The sequence below is a fragment of the Burkholderia latens genome (assembly GCF_902499045.1).
Lineage (GTDB): Bacteria > Pseudomonadota > Gammaproteobacteria > Burkholderiales > Burkholderiaceae > Burkholderia > Burkholderia latens.
In genome coordinates this window covers 169,288-184,930 of the sequence record NZ_CABVPL010000004.1, presented here as the reverse complement: position 1 = coordinate 184,930, position 15,643 = coordinate 169,288, and the positions used below count along the sequence as shown (strand labels likewise).

Here is a 15,643-nt window from a genome sequence, read left to right as displayed (position 1 = left end):
GTTACCCCTTCGTGCCGCAGGCGGCGTCCTTCAGATCGAGGACGTGGCCATCGTTGTATTTCGCGATGATGTTGTGGAAGAGCCGCGGATCGACCGACGAGAAGTAGCGCACGGGCGCCTTCTCGCTCGGCTGCGCGACGGTGCCGTACACGGTCGCGTCGAGCCGGTCGGGCGAGGCCTTCACCTTCCGCACCCAGGCGTCGAACTGCTCACGCGGCTCGGCAAGCGTGCGGAATTTCATGTCGGAGAAGCCGCGGCCGCTGAAGTTGGCGGACGTGCCCGCATAGTCGCCGGCTTCGTCGGCGATCAGGTGCAGGCGCGTCTGCATGCCGGCCATCGCGTAGACCTGGCCGCCGAGCTGCGGAATGAAGAACGAGTTCATCACCGAATCCGACGTGATGCGGAAATTCACCGGTGTGCCGACCGGAATCGCGAGCTGGTTCACCGACGCGATGCCGAGTTCCGGATAGATGAACAGCCACTTCCAGTCGAGCGCGACGACCTCGACGTCGATCGGCTTCACCGACGACTCGAGCGGCTTGTATGGATCGAGTTCGTGCGTGGTTTTCCACGTGAGCACGCAGAGGAACAGGATGATCAGCGTCGGCACCGTCCAGATCACCACCTCGATCGCGGTCGAGTGCGACCAGTTCGGTGCATACGTGGCGTTGCGGTTCGACGCGCGGTAGCGCCACGCGAACCATACCGTCAGCAGGATCACCGGCACGACGACGATCAGCATCGCCCATGTCGAGGTGGCGATCAGCGCCTTCTCGGCGGCTCCGACGCTACCTTTAGGATTAAGGATGTCCCCGCTACAACCTGAAAGAGCCAATGCCGCGATGATTGAAATCGACGCCGACAGACCTCGACAGACCTCTCTTTTCATATTGCGGCCCAAGCTCCGGGTTGGAACAGGGCGATACGCAAACTGATACCGCGTTGGGGATTCGACTGTCGATAAAAATTCGCAGATGAATTTGTCATATAGCGCGACGGCATGCACTCAGGAACGCGTATGATGCCGGTGGATTTGGTCGTCGGTGCGTACTGATCGTTCAGAGAAGCACCGCATTCGTTCGAGAGTAGAAATGGACTCGGTCAGTGAAATATTGGCGTCGCTTTCGCTGGGCTCAGCGGCCATCGGCACCATCAGTCTGTGCGAGCCTTGGAGCCTGCGCTTTGTGGACGCGCCCTCCGTCGCGAGCTATACCGTCGCAAGTGGGGGAGGATGCTGGTTGCGATACGGGGATGCGATACCACAGTGGTTGGAGCCGGGCGCAACTGTGCTGCTGACCGCAGGGAGCGATTCGGTGGTGCTCTGCAGTAGCGATGATATTCCGCCTACGGACATCGGTGATCTGTTTCGTCGAGTACGGCTCGATCACCTGCGCGACATGGAGCCTGACAGGCCGGTGACTCTAAATTGGGGCGGCTCGGGCCAGTCCACTGTGTTGCTGGGCATAGCGTTCGGGATGAAGAGCGAGCTACGCCACCGCGTGCTGAGCGCACTTCCGGAACTGATCATGTTCCGGGCTGATGATCCGCATATATCTCCATGGACGGCAGAATCGCTTCGCTTCCTCGCACGAGAATGTGCGAATGAACTGCCGGGTTACACAGCCATGGCACGCGCTGTTGCGGAGACAGTATTGCTCAGTGCTGTTAGAGGCTATCTAGTCACGGAGTCGAGTGATCGACCGGGATGGGTGCGCGGACTAGGCGACTATCGTATTGCGAAAGCATTGGCAGCAATGCATAAGGACCCCGGTCATGCGTGGACAGTCGCCGGTCTCGCCGCCCATGCGGGAATGTCCCGCACCGCCTTTGCAGTCCGCTTTGCGGCGATCGTCGGCAGTTCGCCCATCGATTACTTGACGGAATGGCGTGTCGACCTGGCGCGCCTGAGGCTAAAGAGCGGTCATTGCAACATTAGCCGTCTCGCCGAAAGTCTCGGCTATACGTCAGAGACAGCGTTCCGTCGCGTATTCAAGCGTATCTGCGGCGTTCCGCCGAGCCAGTTCGTGAGTAAGGGAAAGCAGGCGACTGCGGACGTCCAACGATCCTCGGACGGCCAGACGTCATGAAGCGTGTACAAGCTGCTCGTGCGTGAACCCTCTGCGTCCCGCCATGAGTTCCTCGTTGTCGTCTCAACAACATCCCGCAATTTTCCAATTTTTAACGGACAGTTCTGTGCGGCAGGATCGCCCGAAGCGGGGGCACGTGATGCGACGAGGCCGCATTTGTACGTTCCCCCGCTCATTACGTATCCGATGATGTCACCGGTTAGGGATTCTCGTGCGAACTTGGCGCAATCGCACGAGCGTTTCATCAAAACGGAGTCGCAAGTTGCGCCTGTACGATGAGGCTGTTGCGCGTGCGGTTTCGCACGGCGGTTTCGGTATAGGCATTGAGCCAGAGCGCCCGATTACCTTTCATCTGCCAAAAGATGCCCGGACCGATACCCAACACTTGTTCCCGCCCAGCCACCGATGTGCCATTGATCCGGTGGTCCGTTAGCTGCCGCAAATAATAGCCGTTGATGCCGAGATGCATGGATGGCGTAAGCGCGTAGGATGTCGTGAAGTTGAGCCAGGCTGCCTGACCCGCTTGCGTATCACTGACCGGCTGGTTGTCGAACGCGAGCGGATAACTTGCGGCCGGATCGTGATTCTTGAAGTTGTACAGGTAATGCAGCCGCCAGCTGATCTCGATCTTGGGGAGCGGAAATAGCGAAGCTGCCCAGTACGGATTCAGGGAAAAATACCCGGAACTCTGGTTGAGATCAGCGTTGTGCTTGTACTGTCCGGTAGGTGCGATCACGTCTAACTCGAAGCGCTGGACAAACAGAGGCTGCCCCGAAGAGCCGAGAATTGGCGCGTACTGAAGTTGCGGTCCGAACGTAATATCACCAAGCGCCGTGCCGCCGCCCGACAAGCTTGCTCCAGGCCGGTCGAAACTCCCATGCAGCCGAGTCACCGGAACGATGACATTGAAGCCCAATGTCCCCCCCGCCAAGTGCCATGGGGATGTGAAGGCCACGTGATTGATCCACGTAAATGCTTCGACACGGGGATGACGAAACGCGTTGTTCGTACTGCCATCTGCGTTCTTGATCGAATCTGCAGTCGAGTAGCGAGCTTCACCGAGGTACGACCAGCCTGCCAATCCCGAAAATCCGTCGAAGAAGCTGGTGGATCCGAGATTGAGGCCCGATGGCTCCGACACCGTCGGCGGACGTCCTACCGCTGTCTGCGAAAATGCCGGGCCGGCTAATGAAGTCGATAGTGCGATCGCGATCCAGCATAAAAGTCGCAATATTAAATCAGTGATCCGAAGTATCATGCTTGTCTCCAAACGTACCGGATGATACCGGCCTTCGTTTTTATAGATAAACTACGCTGTCATACACTTTCATATTGCGGCGGGCCATTCTTCCTGCCCGCGCTCATATCGATCGTTTTTTTAACTAATCCCGCGGTAGCAGCGGGCGAATCACATTCGCGGACACAGCCAGCCCAGGTGCGGAAAACTGCACCATTTCGGCACCCAGATATTCGAGTATGTCGAGGTCGGCAACTCCGTTGACGACGTGGAATGTGGTGGGCAATTGCTCGAACGTCGCCCGATACCAGTTCACTGATCCGCCCGACGCTTTCCATGTCCTGAACTCCGCGCCGCCGAACTTGATCGGTGACGTATCGCCCGCGGCGCCGGGCTCGGGCTGAGAGGTAGTAGCGTAGGCGACATCGCAGCCGCCACGACCGAAGCTACCCGTGCGCGGCATGTACTTGTAGAAGAGCGCCGCCCCGCCCGGCCCGGGCAACTTAGGCTCTTCGTGCACTTCAACCAGGCCGTGAAGCGCGATCTCGAAGAACTTGAAGTCGAACCACGAGGCCGATCCGCCAGCTGTGCCGAGCGAATGGTCAATTTCGAGGGCAGGAATGTCCGCGAACAGCTTGGGGAAACCGAGCTCCTCACGCCCAGTCATGATTGCATCGGGTACGCCTTCCCAAAGCACCGGACAGAACGCGCCGTTGATGGTTTCTGCCTTGCCGTGGTAAGTGGCAGGAATCTCAATCATCACGATCCCATAGCCGCGCCCCGCCAGCCAGTACAGGTTGCTGAAGAACGCGAGCGACGCGTGAACCTCGGCCTCGCCTTGTAACTCAAAGCCCGGCGGCAGGATACGCTCCAGTTGCTCGCGGTGAGTGCGGTATTTGACTGTCATCCATGAGGCATTCATGGTGCCGGCTTCCCCGGGCGTCCACAGCGTCCCATCGGCTTTTTGGCGCGGCCCCGGCGCGGGACCGAACACGGCAGGCATGCGGTAGCGCACGCCCGGTTTGAATTCGACGGTCATGATCGAATGTTCCTTGTTGGGTTGACAGGTTTAGAACGGGTAGTGGCGCGGTGCTGTCTGCACCGTCAACCAACGCAATTCGGTGAATTCATGTACGCCGGCACGACCGCCGAAGCGGCCCAGCCCGCTTCCCTTGACGCCTCCAAACGGCATCTGCGGCTCGTCGTGCACCGTAGGCCCGTTGACATGACAGATGCCGGAGTCGATGCGCCGCGCGACGTCAAGGACGCGGCTTACGTCGCAGCCGAATACCGCCGCAGAAAGGCCATACTCGTTGTCGTTGGCGCAGGCGATCGCCTCTTCCACGCCATTGACGCGCACGATGGGCTTCACGGGGCCGAACGATTCCTCACGGTAAACTTTCATCGCAGGCGTCACATGGTCGAGCAAGGTGGCAGGCATCACCGTGTTCGATGCCTTGCTGCCGCACAGCAGCGTTGCGCCTTTCGCGAGCGCGTCGTCGATCAACGCGTTGCAACGCTCCACGGTGGCGATGTCGACCACGGCCCCCAGCACGACGGGTGCATCTCCACGCGGGTCACCCATGGGAAGCGAGCGGACCTTGGTCGCGAGACGCTGCACGAAGTCGTCGGCAATCGTGGCATCCACGATGATGCGTTCTGTCGACATGCAAATTTGCCCCGAGTTTGCGAAGGCGCCGAAGGCAGCGGCGTTCACCGCAGCATCGAGATCGGCGTCGTCGAGCACCACCAGCGGCGCCTTGCCGCCCAGCTCCAGCACGGCAGGCTTCAGGTACCGCGCGCAGGTGGATGCAACGATGCGCCCCACCCGCGTCGAGCCGGTGAAGTTGACTCGCCGCAGCGCGGGGTGCGCGATCATGGCTTCCACCACCGCGGCAGCATCCGTGGCCGCATGCGTGACAAAGTTCACAGCGCCCGCCGGCAAGCCAGCATCGAGGAAGCTTTCGGCAATCAGGCTGTGCGTGTAAGGACACAGCTCCGAGCCCTTGAGCACGACGGTATTGCCGCACGCCAGCGGCACAGCCACGGCACGCACCCCGAGAATCACGGGCGCATTCCAGGGCGCCATGCCGAGGACAACGCCGGCGGGCTGTCGGACGGCCAGCGCAAGGCAGCCGGGCACGTCGGAAGGAATCGTCTCGCCGCTCACTTGGGTCGTAAGCGATGCGGCTTCGCGCAGCGTGGCCGCAGCGACCTGCACGTTGAATCCCGCCCACGCGGCGGTGGCGCCGGTCTCGGCGCACATGGCCGCGGCGAACTGCTGCGCCTTCGCCTCCAGCGCATCCGCTGCCGCATTCAGCCGTGCCCGCCGCTCACTCGGGCCGAGCGCCGACCACACGGGAAACGCCGCGGCGGCGGCGTCGACCGCTGCCTTGGCGTCACTCGCAGTGCCCGCTGCAGCAACCGACACCACTGCGTCCGAGAGCGGGTTGCGCCGTTCGAACGACATGCCGGACGACGCCTGCATATCCTTTCCACCTACTAGCAGATTGACTTCATACACCATGGGGATGGACCTCCTGTCTCCAGTAAACGACACTCGTCGCGACGCTCACGCGTGCTCGACCGCGATGGTGTTCTCGATGTGACCAAGGCCCTCGATCTCGACCTTGATCACGTCACCTAGCTGGAGGAACTTGCCGAGCGCAATGCCGACATTCGCGCAAGTGCCGGTCGCGATCAGGTCGCCCGGCTCGAGCGTCATCACTTGCGAAAGCTCGTGAATCTGTTCCCAGATGCTGTAGATCATTCCGCCCGTGCTCGCGCTCTGGCGCAGCTCGCCGTTGACCCACAGCTTCATCTGAAGCGCATGCGGATCGGCTATGTCGTTGGCCGTGGTAATCCACGGGCCGATTGGCCCGTGCGTGTCGAACGATTTGCCGAGCGTGAATGTGGGACTCTTGAACTGCCAGTCGCGTGCGGTCACATCGTTCGCAACGAAGTAGCCGCCCACCACGGACGGCGCTTCCTCCACACTGACGTAGCGGCAACGCTTGCCGATCACCACGCCCATTTCGGCCTCGTAGTCCATCTTGTCCGTCACGCGCGGTTTCACGACCGGATCGAACGGGCCGGTGATGCAGCTGACTTGTTTGTTGAACCACAACTGATGGGGCGGAATGGTGATGCCGGCGCGCGCCGCTTCGTCGGCATGGTCCTGATAGTTCATGCCGATGGCCAGGTATTTCTGGGCATCCGGAATGGGGGCCTCGAGCCTGACGCGCGCCAGCGGCACGCCGTCTTTCACGTCGCGAAGCGTTTGCTCGAGACGGCTGACGAATGCAGGCCCGGCGGCCAGAACTTCACGGATCGAAGCGGGTGCGGAAGGATCCAGCGTCGTCAACGCGACGACTCGATCGCCGTCGACGGCGCCGATGGTGGTCACACCATCATGGGTGTAACGGGCAAGTTTCATACAAAGTGCTCCTACACATAAGAAGAGAAATGGGCTCAGGCAAAAAATTCGGGCGCAAGCGGCGGCGCCCATTGGCGCAGTTCGTCCTCTGACAATTGGGTGTGCCCCACCGGCGTGCTGTCGTTCACCAGATCGCCGTCGGTCCAGTGCTCGATCTTGTTGCCGAACGGGTCGCGCCAGTAGTCGAAGATCTGGCTGCCCTGCACGTGGCGGCCCACACCCCACGAATGCTGGTAGCCGCGCGCCCTCAGGTACTCGCCGCCCAGCATGACGTCGTCGATGTCCAGTACTTCGAACGCGGTGTGGTCGAAGCGCGCACGGCCGTCCTGCGCAGAAATCAGCGCAATCGTGTGGTGGTCCGTCCACTGCGCACCCAGACCGCAATGCAGGAATGCGGCAATGGTGTTCTGCTCGCTGCCGACCCAGTAGGTGTCCGAAGCGCGAAAGCCGAGAACGTCGCGATAAAACGCCAGCATGGCGGGGAAATTGCGCACCTGGAGCGCGACGTGGCCCAGCCGCATTACGGCACTCGGACGCGGCTGCAGGCGCACTGGCGTGCCCAAACGCCGCCGCGCGCCGCTGCAGTTCATGGCGATCGGGTCGCGCAACGGCAACGGTGCGTGCCGCGCGGCCCCGTGCAGCACGTCCACGACAAAGCCGTCCGGGTCGCGCAAGCGCGCGCGGCGCCCGCCGCCCGGCTCCGGGTTGTCTTCCACCTGGACGCCGTGATGCGCGGCCAGCCGGTCGAGGTCCGCTGCTTCGGCCGCATGCAGGCCGAAGCCTACGGTAGCGTTATCGGGACCGAGTTCGCTCACATGCACATGATGTGCAGTGGCGGCGGCACGCATGTACAACGCATGCTCGCTGCGGGCCGCTCGGTGCAGACCGAAGTCGAGCAAAAAGTTCTCCATGCGATCGAGGTCGGTGACCTGATACCGCACGAAGGCAATGTCTTGCACAGTCATCACGAACGCGTCTCCTAGTTTTGCGTCAGTCGTTGCAGCTCAGCTGCCGTATCGCCGCACAATAAATCCACAAACACAACGATCAAAGATTAACCTCAATAAAATCGATAAAATATAGGGAATTCCATAATCTTGACGAACGTCGATGACGAAAGAGAGAATCGTGGCAAGCTCCCTACACGTAAGAACGCTTGCATTCATGGATACGACCCTCACCTCGCCCGGCGCAAAAAGCCTGACTTCGCTCGCAGTCGAGCGCCTCCGCGGCGACATCCTTGCCGGACAGCTGCGTCCCGCAGAACGGCTGCGAATCCAGGCTCTCTGCGAGCGGTACGGCATCGGCGCTACGGCCATACGGGAAGCGCTGTCGCGCCTTGTCACAGACGGCCTCGTGGATTCCGAAGACCAGCGCGGCTTTTGCGTCACGCCTGTGTCCCGGGAAGACCTCACCGACCTAACGCAAACGCGCGTCGAAGTGGAATGCAGCGCGCTGCGGCTCGCGCTCGAGCACGGCGGCATCGACTGGGAGTCCACCGTGCTGTCGGCATTTCACCGGCTGCAACGTACGCCGCCGCCCAGCTCCCCCGAGCTGCACGACGCGTGGGCGGCAGCGCATCGCCAGTTCCATGAGGCGCTCATCGCGGGATGCGCGTCGCCGTGGATGCTGCGGCTGTGCCGACTGCTGTACGACCAGTCGGAGCGCTATCGGAATCTGGCCGAGCAGTACACGACGGAGAAGAACCGCGACGCCGCGACCGAGCATCGCGAGTTGATGGAAGCCGCCATGGCGCGCGACGCCGAGCGTGCGGTCCAATTGCTCGCCGGGCATTTTTGGGAAACTACCGGCATCATCCTGAAGGCCGTGTTCAACGACGACGCAACCGCGCGCACGGCCAAACGCGGCCCCGGCCGCAAACCGCGCAGCAATCGCGGCGAGACGTAAGCGCGGGAGGCATTAGTCCGCCTCGCTGACGGCGCGGACCTGCCTGCGAACTATCCCCGATCAAGATACAGATGCTGCGCACGACGCGGCAGGGGCGGACTTTGCCGCAGCAAACCGCTCACAAACAAAAGGAGACAACGAGATGCAACCTCACACAACTCCGGTCCACCACCGGGCATCCGAGTTCAAGGCCGTTTGCCTGCTTGCGTTGGGACTCGGCATGGTCGGACTCGACCGCTTCATCATCAATCCGCTGTTCCCGGTGATGCAGAAGGAACTCGGGCTGAGCTACCAGGACCTCGGCGTTATCTCGGCCGCGCTGGCGCTTACGTGGGGCGCGGCGTCAATCGTCAGCGGACGGCTCGCGGACCGCCTGGGTCCAAGCCGGGTGTTGATCGCCGCGATGGCCGCCTTCTCGTTGCTCGCGGCGACGACCGGGCTTGCAACAGGTCTTGCTAGCCTGCTCGTCATTCGGTCGGTCATGGGTCTGGCAGAAGGTGCTTACGTACCGGCCAGCATCGTAGCGACCGTGAACGCTTCGAAGCCGTCGCGCGTCGGTCTCAACATCGGGCTGCAACAGATGGCTCAACCGCTCGTCGGTCTGGGCCTGGGCCCGATCATTGCGATCAGCCTGCTCAAGGTGCTGCCAAGCTGGCATTACGTGTTCGCCGCGGTCGCCGTGCCCGGCTTGCTGCTTGCGGCCGTCATGGCTCGCGTGCTGCGCGATCCTGCTCGTATTGCGGGTACGCCGCGCGACGACGCGCACGAGTGGCGAACCGTCGCTACGAACGGCGCCGTGCGCGTAAATACGGCGACCATGCTCTGCTATCTCACCTGCGTGATCCCGCTTTCCACGTTCATGCCAAGTTACCTCACTGACTACCTTCGGCTAAACCTGGACCAAATGGGTATGGTGCTCACGGGCCAAGGCGCGGGCAGCCTAATCGGGATGGTGGTCATTCCCGCGTTGTCCGACCGGTTCGGGCGCAAGCCGCTTCTGATCGCGGCACTACTGGCGGAACTCGTAGCGCTCTGGATGTTTCGGACGATCGGCGCCGAGCCGATCAAGCTGTTCTCCGCCTTGTTCGTCATCGCATTCATGAATTCCGGCGCCATCGCAATCACGGTGGGCCCGCTCACTAGCGCGGCCGTTCCCCCCCGCCTTGCGGCTTCCGCCACGGGTCTTGTGGTGGGCGTCGGCGAAATTGTGGGCGGGGCAATGGCGCCCGCCGTCACCGGCGCACTAGCCCACGCAATGGGCATTGCGGTGATTCCCGTCGTCGCTTTGATCGCGATTGCCATGGGCACCGCCATCGTGGCGTTCGGCGTCCGCGAACCGACACTATTGGCGGATATCGAAGAACATCCCGTCAGCACGCGGCCCTGAGCCGGGACAAGGACGGGGCTCTCACCGAATTCACGACATTCCATTGGAGACACGAAGTGACATCCGTATCGCACAACCAGGACGACGGCACGTCGGAAAACCTCGCCGATGTAGCGATCGTAGGTTACGGGCCGGTTGGCCAGGCGCTCGCCTTGAAGCTTGCGCTCGGCGGACACCGCATCGTCGTGATAGAACGCTGGCCGCAGTTGTATGGTCTGCCTAGAGCGGTTGGGCTCGATCACGAGGCGATGCGCATTCTGCAGTCGCTCGGGATCATCGACGAATTCGAAGCCAGCACGTGCCTGAGCCACGTCTACGAATGGCGCAACGGCAACGGCGAATTGCTGGTCGCCTTTCCAGGTCTCGACGAAATAGCTGAGTCCGGCTGGCCAAGACAATTCGGATTCAGCCAGCCCGCGCTCGAACGTCTGCTCGACGATCGCATTGGCGGTGTCCACGCGGATCGCGTCACGGTGCACCGCAACCTCACGGTGGTGGCCGCCACCGAGCACCCCGATAAGGTGGTGCTCGAAACGCGGCCTACCGGAGATATCGACGGCGAGCCCCGCCTCATCGCCGCGCGCTATGTGGTGGGATGCGACGGCGCCGGAAGCTTCGTACGGGGCACAATGGGCGCGGCGCTCGTGGACCTGGGCTTCGTTGCTGACTGGCTCGTGGTCGACGTGCAGCCGCGCGACCCATCGCAATGGAGCGCGGACGTCATCCAGGTCTGCGACCCGCAGGGCCCGACGACGATGGTGCCCGGCGGCCCGGGACGCCGTCGCTTCGAATTCATGATGCTCGAGGGCGAACACAAGAACGAGCAGAACAACCCGCAGGCCGCATGGGTCCGGCTGGAACGGTGGGGCTGGACGCCCGCCAACGCGATTCTCGAACGCCATGCGGTCTACACGTTCCGCGCCGCCGTGGCCGACCGGTGGCGGCGCGGGCGACTGATGATTGCCGGCGACGCCGCCCATCTTACACCGCCCTTCGCCGCTCAGGGCCTCTGCGCGGGCCTGCGCGACGTGATTGCGCTCGCGTGGCGGCTCGACGCCGTGTTGCGCGGCGAAGCCAACGAGACGCTGCTCGACTGCTATGGACCGGAACGGCAGGTGCATGCCACTGCGCTCATCGAGTTCGCCGTGATGCTCGGCAAGATCATCTGCGTGCTGGACCCGGCCAAAGCGGAAGAGCGCGACCAGCAACTGCGCAACGACGCCGGACGCAGCGAACAGAAGTGGCCGGCGCCGCGCCTCGGCAGCTCGCCACTCCTGCGCGAAGACGACCCGTGCTCTGGATGGCTCAGTGTGCAAGGACGCGTGCATCTTGGCGACCGGACGGCCCGCCTCGACGACCTGATCGGCTCGGGCTTCGTACTGATCGGGCACGGGCATGATCCGACGAATACGCTCACCGCCGAGCAGTGCCAGTTTCTCGCCCGCATCGGCGCAACGGCGATCGGCATCGGTGGATCCGAGGCAGCCCGCGACATCGACGGCACCTACGCACGCTGGTTCGATCAGTTGGGCACTACCGCAGTGCTCGTGCGGCCGGACTTCTACGTATTCGGGAGCGGTGACGCGCCCGTGCTCGTCGCCGACCTTATGACCGCCTGGAACCGTGGCTTGTCGGCATTCGACGCGGAGGCCGCGTGAACGGGGACGTGGCACTGCGTCATGCCACGCTCGCGCGGCACGGCGAGCGCATCCGTCGGCTAGTTGACGGCGACCTCGCCGGTATCGACGACCTGCTGGACGACGATCTGATCTATGTTCATTCCACTGGTCTCGTACAGCGAAAAGCCGAACTGATCGATTTCTTGACGCAGACGCTGCACGTGCAGGACATTCAAACGCGCGTTGTCCATGTCGCGGAAGGCAGCGACATGGCGTGCATCGGGCTGTTTCTGCGCATGCGCGCGCAACTGAAAACGGATCCGCCGCGCGAGTTTTGCACGTACAGCTACGTAACCGAGGTGTGGCGCCTTGGCGGCGGCGACTGGCGTTTGCTGAATTTCCAGTCCACAGCAGTCCGTGAAGAGGCGACACTCCTCTGATCAATGATTCAACGCAGCACGCTGCCGCGCCCGCGCGCCACCCAAGCCTCGTAATCGGCATAAGCTTGCGCGCTCGGCGGATAGACGCCCCACAGCGGTTCACCGGCCGCGATGCGCAAGGCAAGATATGCCTCGATGTCGTCCTGCTTCTCGCAGATTTCAGCCAGTTCCTCCGCCAGATGCGCGGGCACCACCGTGACGCCGTCGCGGTCACCGACGATCACATCGCCAGGATAGACGGCCACGCCCGCACAGCCGATCGGCACTTGAAGATCAGCGACATGGTGATACGAAATTCGCGTCGTCGCGGTCACCTCACGCGCATAGGCGGGCAACGGCATCGCGGCAATCTCCGATCCGTCGCGTAACGCACCGTCGGTGACAATCGCGCGCGCACCGCGCGCCAGCAGACGCGTGACAAGGATGTTGCCGGCGGACGCCGCGCGCGGATCGTCGCGGCTGTCGATGACCAGCACGTCGCCATCGCGCACCTGTTCGATGCCTTGCCATTGCAGGTTGTCCGCGTTCGGCCGTGTCGTCATCGTGCCGTAGGTGTCGATGTCCTCTCGCGCCGGAATGAACCGCATGGTGTACGCACGACCGGCGAACGGCTTGACCTCGTGGTTCAGCGCGCGCAATCCGACCAACGCCGGTTGGCGAAAACCGCGTTTGAACAACTGCGTTGTCAACGATCCGCTGCTGACCTTCGCCAGGCGCGCAAGCGTTTCGTCGCTCACGTGAGCGGTGCGGTCGATCTCCCGATCGAGTCCCTCGGAATACGAATGAATGGTCACGTTGTGTCCCCATGCTGAAACGAAGAGATGAACGAGTTCCAGATAATGGAACTCGGCCAGCACCATGGCCGGTACGGAGTTCATGCTACTGATAAAGTCTGGGACATGAACTATGCCGATCTGCCAATCAGGCAGACGAATCCCAGAAGGTGGAAATATGGGTATTGGAGACGGAACCGCATCCCTCGGTAAGGCGCTGACGGTGCTCGAACTGGTAGGGGCAGCGCCGCGCGGAATGACGAACGCCGAACTGCTGGAAAAGGCGGGGCTTCCGAAGACGACGCTGTATCGCATTCTCGCGACGTTGATCGAGCACGGACTGTTGCGCCGCGAGGCCAGCCATCGCGTTTACCGCCTCGGGTTCCGCTATCTGGAACTCGTGCGCAACGCGTACCTGATGCCGGACCTCGTTGCCGCGGCGACACCGGAACTGCGCGCGCTGCGCGATCTCACCGGGGAGACGACCTATCTGGCCGCGCTCGACGGCAACGAGGTGATCTCACTCGAACGTTGCGACGGTGCGCATTCTCAACGCTCGGCAGCCGCCCTGGGCCGCAGCAAACCCGTTTATTGCACGGGTCAGGGCAAGGCAATCCTGTCACGCATGGGTCGAGACGAGCGCGATGCACTGCTTCGCAGCATTACGCTCGCGCCCCTCACCCCGCGCACGATCACCGACCGTCGCCAGCTGCAAAACGAGTTGCGCATCACCGCGACGCGCGGCTTCGCGTTCGACGACGAAGAGATCGTGCTGGGCGTGCGCTGTGTCGCGGCGCCAATCGTCGATACCGAGGGCCACGTTCGCGGCGCGCTGAGTGTCGCAGGGCCCGCTTACCGGATGTCCGTCGCTCGCCTGGAACTCCTAGGTCCCGAACTGGCGGAAGCGGCACGTCGCGTCGGCAGCCAGTTGCTCCCGGCACGCGCAGCCGCCGAACCCCAGGAGGTTGAGGCAGCTAGCCGCACCTGGGCATTCCACGGCGCACATCCCGTGTACCTCGCCGCGCGCGGGCTGCTCTATTGGGCCGACACGCTCGCGCCCGCCGTCCATGCATTCGACGGAACGACGGATCGGATCGTCGCGCATCTCGACGCACCGATTGCCGGCATGCAGGCCCATCCGCAAGGACTGCTGGTGGTGCAGGCCGACCGCCATCTATTGCTCGACGGCCGACATGAGCCCATCGCGCATGACCGGCCGAGCGTCTGGTGCGACCCGGCAGTGACATTGCTGGCTGCCGACCCGGCTGGCCTGGTGTGGGGCTGGCTGCAACGCGATGGCGGCGGCCATCTCGGTTTCATCAACGATGCGGAACGCTTCGACGCACGCTGGCAGTTCAACGAGACGATCGATGCACTGGCGTGGTCTGCGGATGGCGCAACGGCGTACGCGACCGCCTCCGCTTCCGGCACGGTCTATCTGCTGCAGCGTGGCGTCGCGACCGTGCGTCGGTTCACATCCATGCCACCCGGCTCCGGACGGCTGTCCGGCATCGCGCTCGACGATCGCGCCGGCATCTGGGTCGCACTGAAGGACGGCTGGAGCCTCATGCGCTTCACCGACGACGGCGCATTGGACCGGATCGTCAGCCTGCCGGTGGCGGCGCCGACCGGCCTCGCGTTCGTCCGCAACGCTGCCGGCGCATCGATTTACATCACCAGCGACCGTAATCACCAGCCGATCGAATCGCTGGCCAGTGCGCCTCTGTCGGGGCACCTGCTCCGACTGAAAATCGATGGCTGATGTCCATCGGCTTCATGATCTCCTTCCGGTTCAACGATGACTTCACCCTCCTGCCTCACCATCGTGAATGATCGGCTTCGTGCCGACATTGCGCCGCACCTCGGTGCACGCGTTACCCGCCTCGTCGCCGTCGATAGCAATACCGATCTCGTCGTTCCGCTCGACGCATGGAATGCACCCCCGCACGGATGGCCGAAAGCCGGCGCGTATCCGCTGATTCCGTATTCGAACCGGATCGCAGGCGCGCAGCTCGCATTCGGCGACGAAGTCCACGCGCTGCCTCCGCATCCACTCGATCTGCCGAACACGTTGCACGGGATTGCACACGCGCTTCCGTGGCGTCTCGTCGTCCGTGCCGCGGACACCGTCGAACTGGCGCTGCACTACGAAGGCGAGCACTGGCCCTGGCCTTTCGACGCGCAACTCGGTTTCCGGCTCGAACGACGTACGCTTCACGTGCGCATGTCGGTGCGCAACGCAGGCGAACGCCCCATGCCGGCCGGGCTCGGCTGGCATCCGTTCCTGGCGGCTGAAGCCGGCGCCGTGATCCGCTTCGACGCCTGGCGCCGCTGGATGCTGGATTCGCGCTTCATGCCGACGGGCACTTCGATAATCACCCCGCCCTCCATCACACTCGACGCACAGGACTGGCTCGATGGCGACTGCGTCGTCTATGCGAGCGACTGGCGAGGCGAAGCGGTCGTCGAACGGTCGCGCGGACGTGTCCGGCTACGTGCCGGCGAGCCACTGACGCACGTCGTCGCGTATGTACCGCGCGGCGCACCGTACCTATGTGTGGAACCGGTCAGCCACGTCGCAAACGGCTTCAACCTCGCCGCGGCCGGTGTCCGCGACACCGGCACGCGTGTGCTGGTGCCCGGTGCCACACTCGAAGCCCACGCCTCGCTCGAATGGGAGCCGGCGGCCGAACCCACCTCGTTCCAGATGCTGGAACTCGCGGACTCTGCTCCCAATTCTAATCGGTGACGGTAGG

14 protein-coding genes are annotated in these 15,643 nt (G+C 63.0%); 7 read left to right on the top strand and 7 right to left on the bottom strand.

The window, feature by feature from the left end; translation table 11 throughout:
* Position 1: 1 nt before the first annotated feature.
* Complete coding sequence (gene cyoA, locus BSE24067_RS04735; protein WP_151062702.1) at positions 2-889, bottom strand: ubiquinol oxidase subunit II; 888 nt, start codon at positions 887-889, stop codon at positions 2-4.
* Positions 890-1,091: 202 nt separating this feature from the next.
* Here cyoA and BSE24067_RS04730 point away from each other — a divergent pair, with 202 nt between their 5' ends.
* Positions 1,092-2,087, top strand: coding sequence for an AraC family transcriptional regulator (locus BSE24067_RS04730; RefSeq protein ID WP_151062701.1), 996 nt, complete (start codon positions 1,092-1,094; stop codon positions 2,085-2,087).
* A gap of 244 nt (positions 2,088-2,331) precedes the next feature.
* Here the strand turns inward: BSE24067_RS04730 and BSE24067_RS04725 are convergent, their stop codons facing one another.
* The 5 genes from BSE24067_RS04725 to BSE24067_RS04705 all read right to left on the bottom strand — a co-directional run bounded on the left by BSE24067_RS04725 (position 2,332) and on the right by BSE24067_RS04705 (position 7,725).
* Complete coding sequence (locus BSE24067_RS04725; protein ID WP_151062700.1) at positions 2,332-3,345, bottom strand: SphA family protein; 1,014 nt, start codon at positions 3,343-3,345, stop codon at positions 2,332-2,334.
* A gap of 124 nt (positions 3,346-3,469) precedes the next feature.
* Complete coding sequence (locus BSE24067_RS04720; protein WP_151062699.1) at positions 3,470-4,363, bottom strand: acetoacetate decarboxylase family protein; 894 nt, start codon at positions 4,361-4,363, stop codon at positions 3,470-3,472.
* Positions 4,364-4,393: 30 nt separating this feature from the next.
* On the bottom strand, positions 4,394-5,851 hold the full coding sequence (locus BSE24067_RS04715) for an aldehyde dehydrogenase (RefSeq protein WP_151062698.1): 1,458 nt from the start codon (positions 5,849-5,851) through the stop codon (positions 4,394-4,396).
* Positions 5,852-5,896: 45 nt separating this feature from the next.
* Positions 5,897-6,760: a fumarylacetoacetate hydrolase family protein gene (locus BSE24067_RS04710; protein ID WP_151062697.1), complete on the bottom strand. Its 864-nt coding sequence runs from the start codon at positions 6,758-6,760 to the stop codon at positions 5,897-5,899.
* A 35-nt stretch (positions 6,761-6,795) separates the two neighbouring features.
* Positions 6,796-7,725 (bottom strand): VOC family protein, encoded by a 930-nt coding sequence (locus BSE24067_RS04705; RefSeq protein ID WP_151062696.1) that lies wholly within the window; start codon positions 7,723-7,725, stop codon positions 6,796-6,798.
* Between the two features lie 199 nt (positions 7,726-7,924).
* On the opposite strand from BSE24067_RS04705, the gene BSE24067_RS04700 reads away from it, so the two are divergent.
* The 4 genes from BSE24067_RS04700 (at position 7,925) to BSE24067_RS04685 (ending at position 12,114) form a co-directional block, all read left to right on the top strand.
* Positions 7,925-8,668: a GntR family transcriptional regulator gene (locus tag BSE24067_RS04700; RefSeq protein WP_151062695.1), complete on the top strand. Its 744-nt coding sequence runs from the start codon at positions 7,925-7,927 to the stop codon at positions 8,666-8,668.
* A gap of 142 nt (positions 8,669-8,810) precedes the next feature.
* Positions 8,811-10,055, top strand: a complete 1,245-nt coding sequence (locus BSE24067_RS04695) for an MFS transporter (RefSeq protein ID WP_151062694.1) — start codon at positions 8,811-8,813, stop codon at positions 10,053-10,055.
* A gap of 56 nt (positions 10,056-10,111) precedes the next feature.
* Positions 10,112-11,713 (top strand): bifunctional 3-(3-hydroxy-phenyl)propionate/3-hydroxycinnamic acid hydroxylase MhpA, encoded by a 1,602-nt coding sequence (mhpA, locus tag BSE24067_RS04690; protein WP_151062693.1) that lies wholly within the window; start codon positions 10,112-10,114, stop codon positions 11,711-11,713.
* Entirely contained in the window at positions 11,710-12,114 is a 405-nt protein-coding gene (locus BSE24067_RS04685; RefSeq protein WP_151062692.1) for a DUF4440 domain-containing protein, read from the top strand. Before mhpA ends, BSE24067_RS04685 begins: the two co-directional genes overlap by 4 nt.
* An 8-nt stretch (positions 12,115-12,122) precedes the next feature.
* On the opposite strand, the gene BSE24067_RS04680 is transcribed toward BSE24067_RS04685, so the two are convergent.
* Positions 12,123-12,992, bottom strand: a complete 870-nt coding sequence (locus tag BSE24067_RS04680) for an RraA family protein (RefSeq protein ID WP_233629274.1) — start codon at positions 12,990-12,992, stop codon at positions 12,123-12,125.
* A 28-nt stretch (positions 12,993-13,020) separates the two neighbouring features.
* Here BSE24067_RS04680 and BSE24067_RS04675 point away from each other — a divergent pair, with 28 nt between their 5' ends.
* Together BSE24067_RS04675 and BSE24067_RS04670 are read left to right on the top strand one after the other, a co-directional pair.
* Positions 13,021-14,649 (top strand): IclR family transcriptional regulator domain-containing protein, encoded by a 1,629-nt coding sequence (locus BSE24067_RS04675; protein ID WP_320338864.1) that lies wholly within the window; start codon positions 13,021-13,023, stop codon positions 14,647-14,649.
* A gap of 36 nt (positions 14,650-14,685) precedes the next feature.
* On the top strand, positions 14,686-15,636 hold the full coding sequence (locus BSE24067_RS04670; protein ID WP_151062690.1) for an aldose epimerase family protein: 951 nt from the start codon (positions 14,686-14,688) through the stop codon (positions 15,634-15,636).
* The last annotated feature ends 7 nt before the right edge of the window (positions 15,637-15,643 follow it).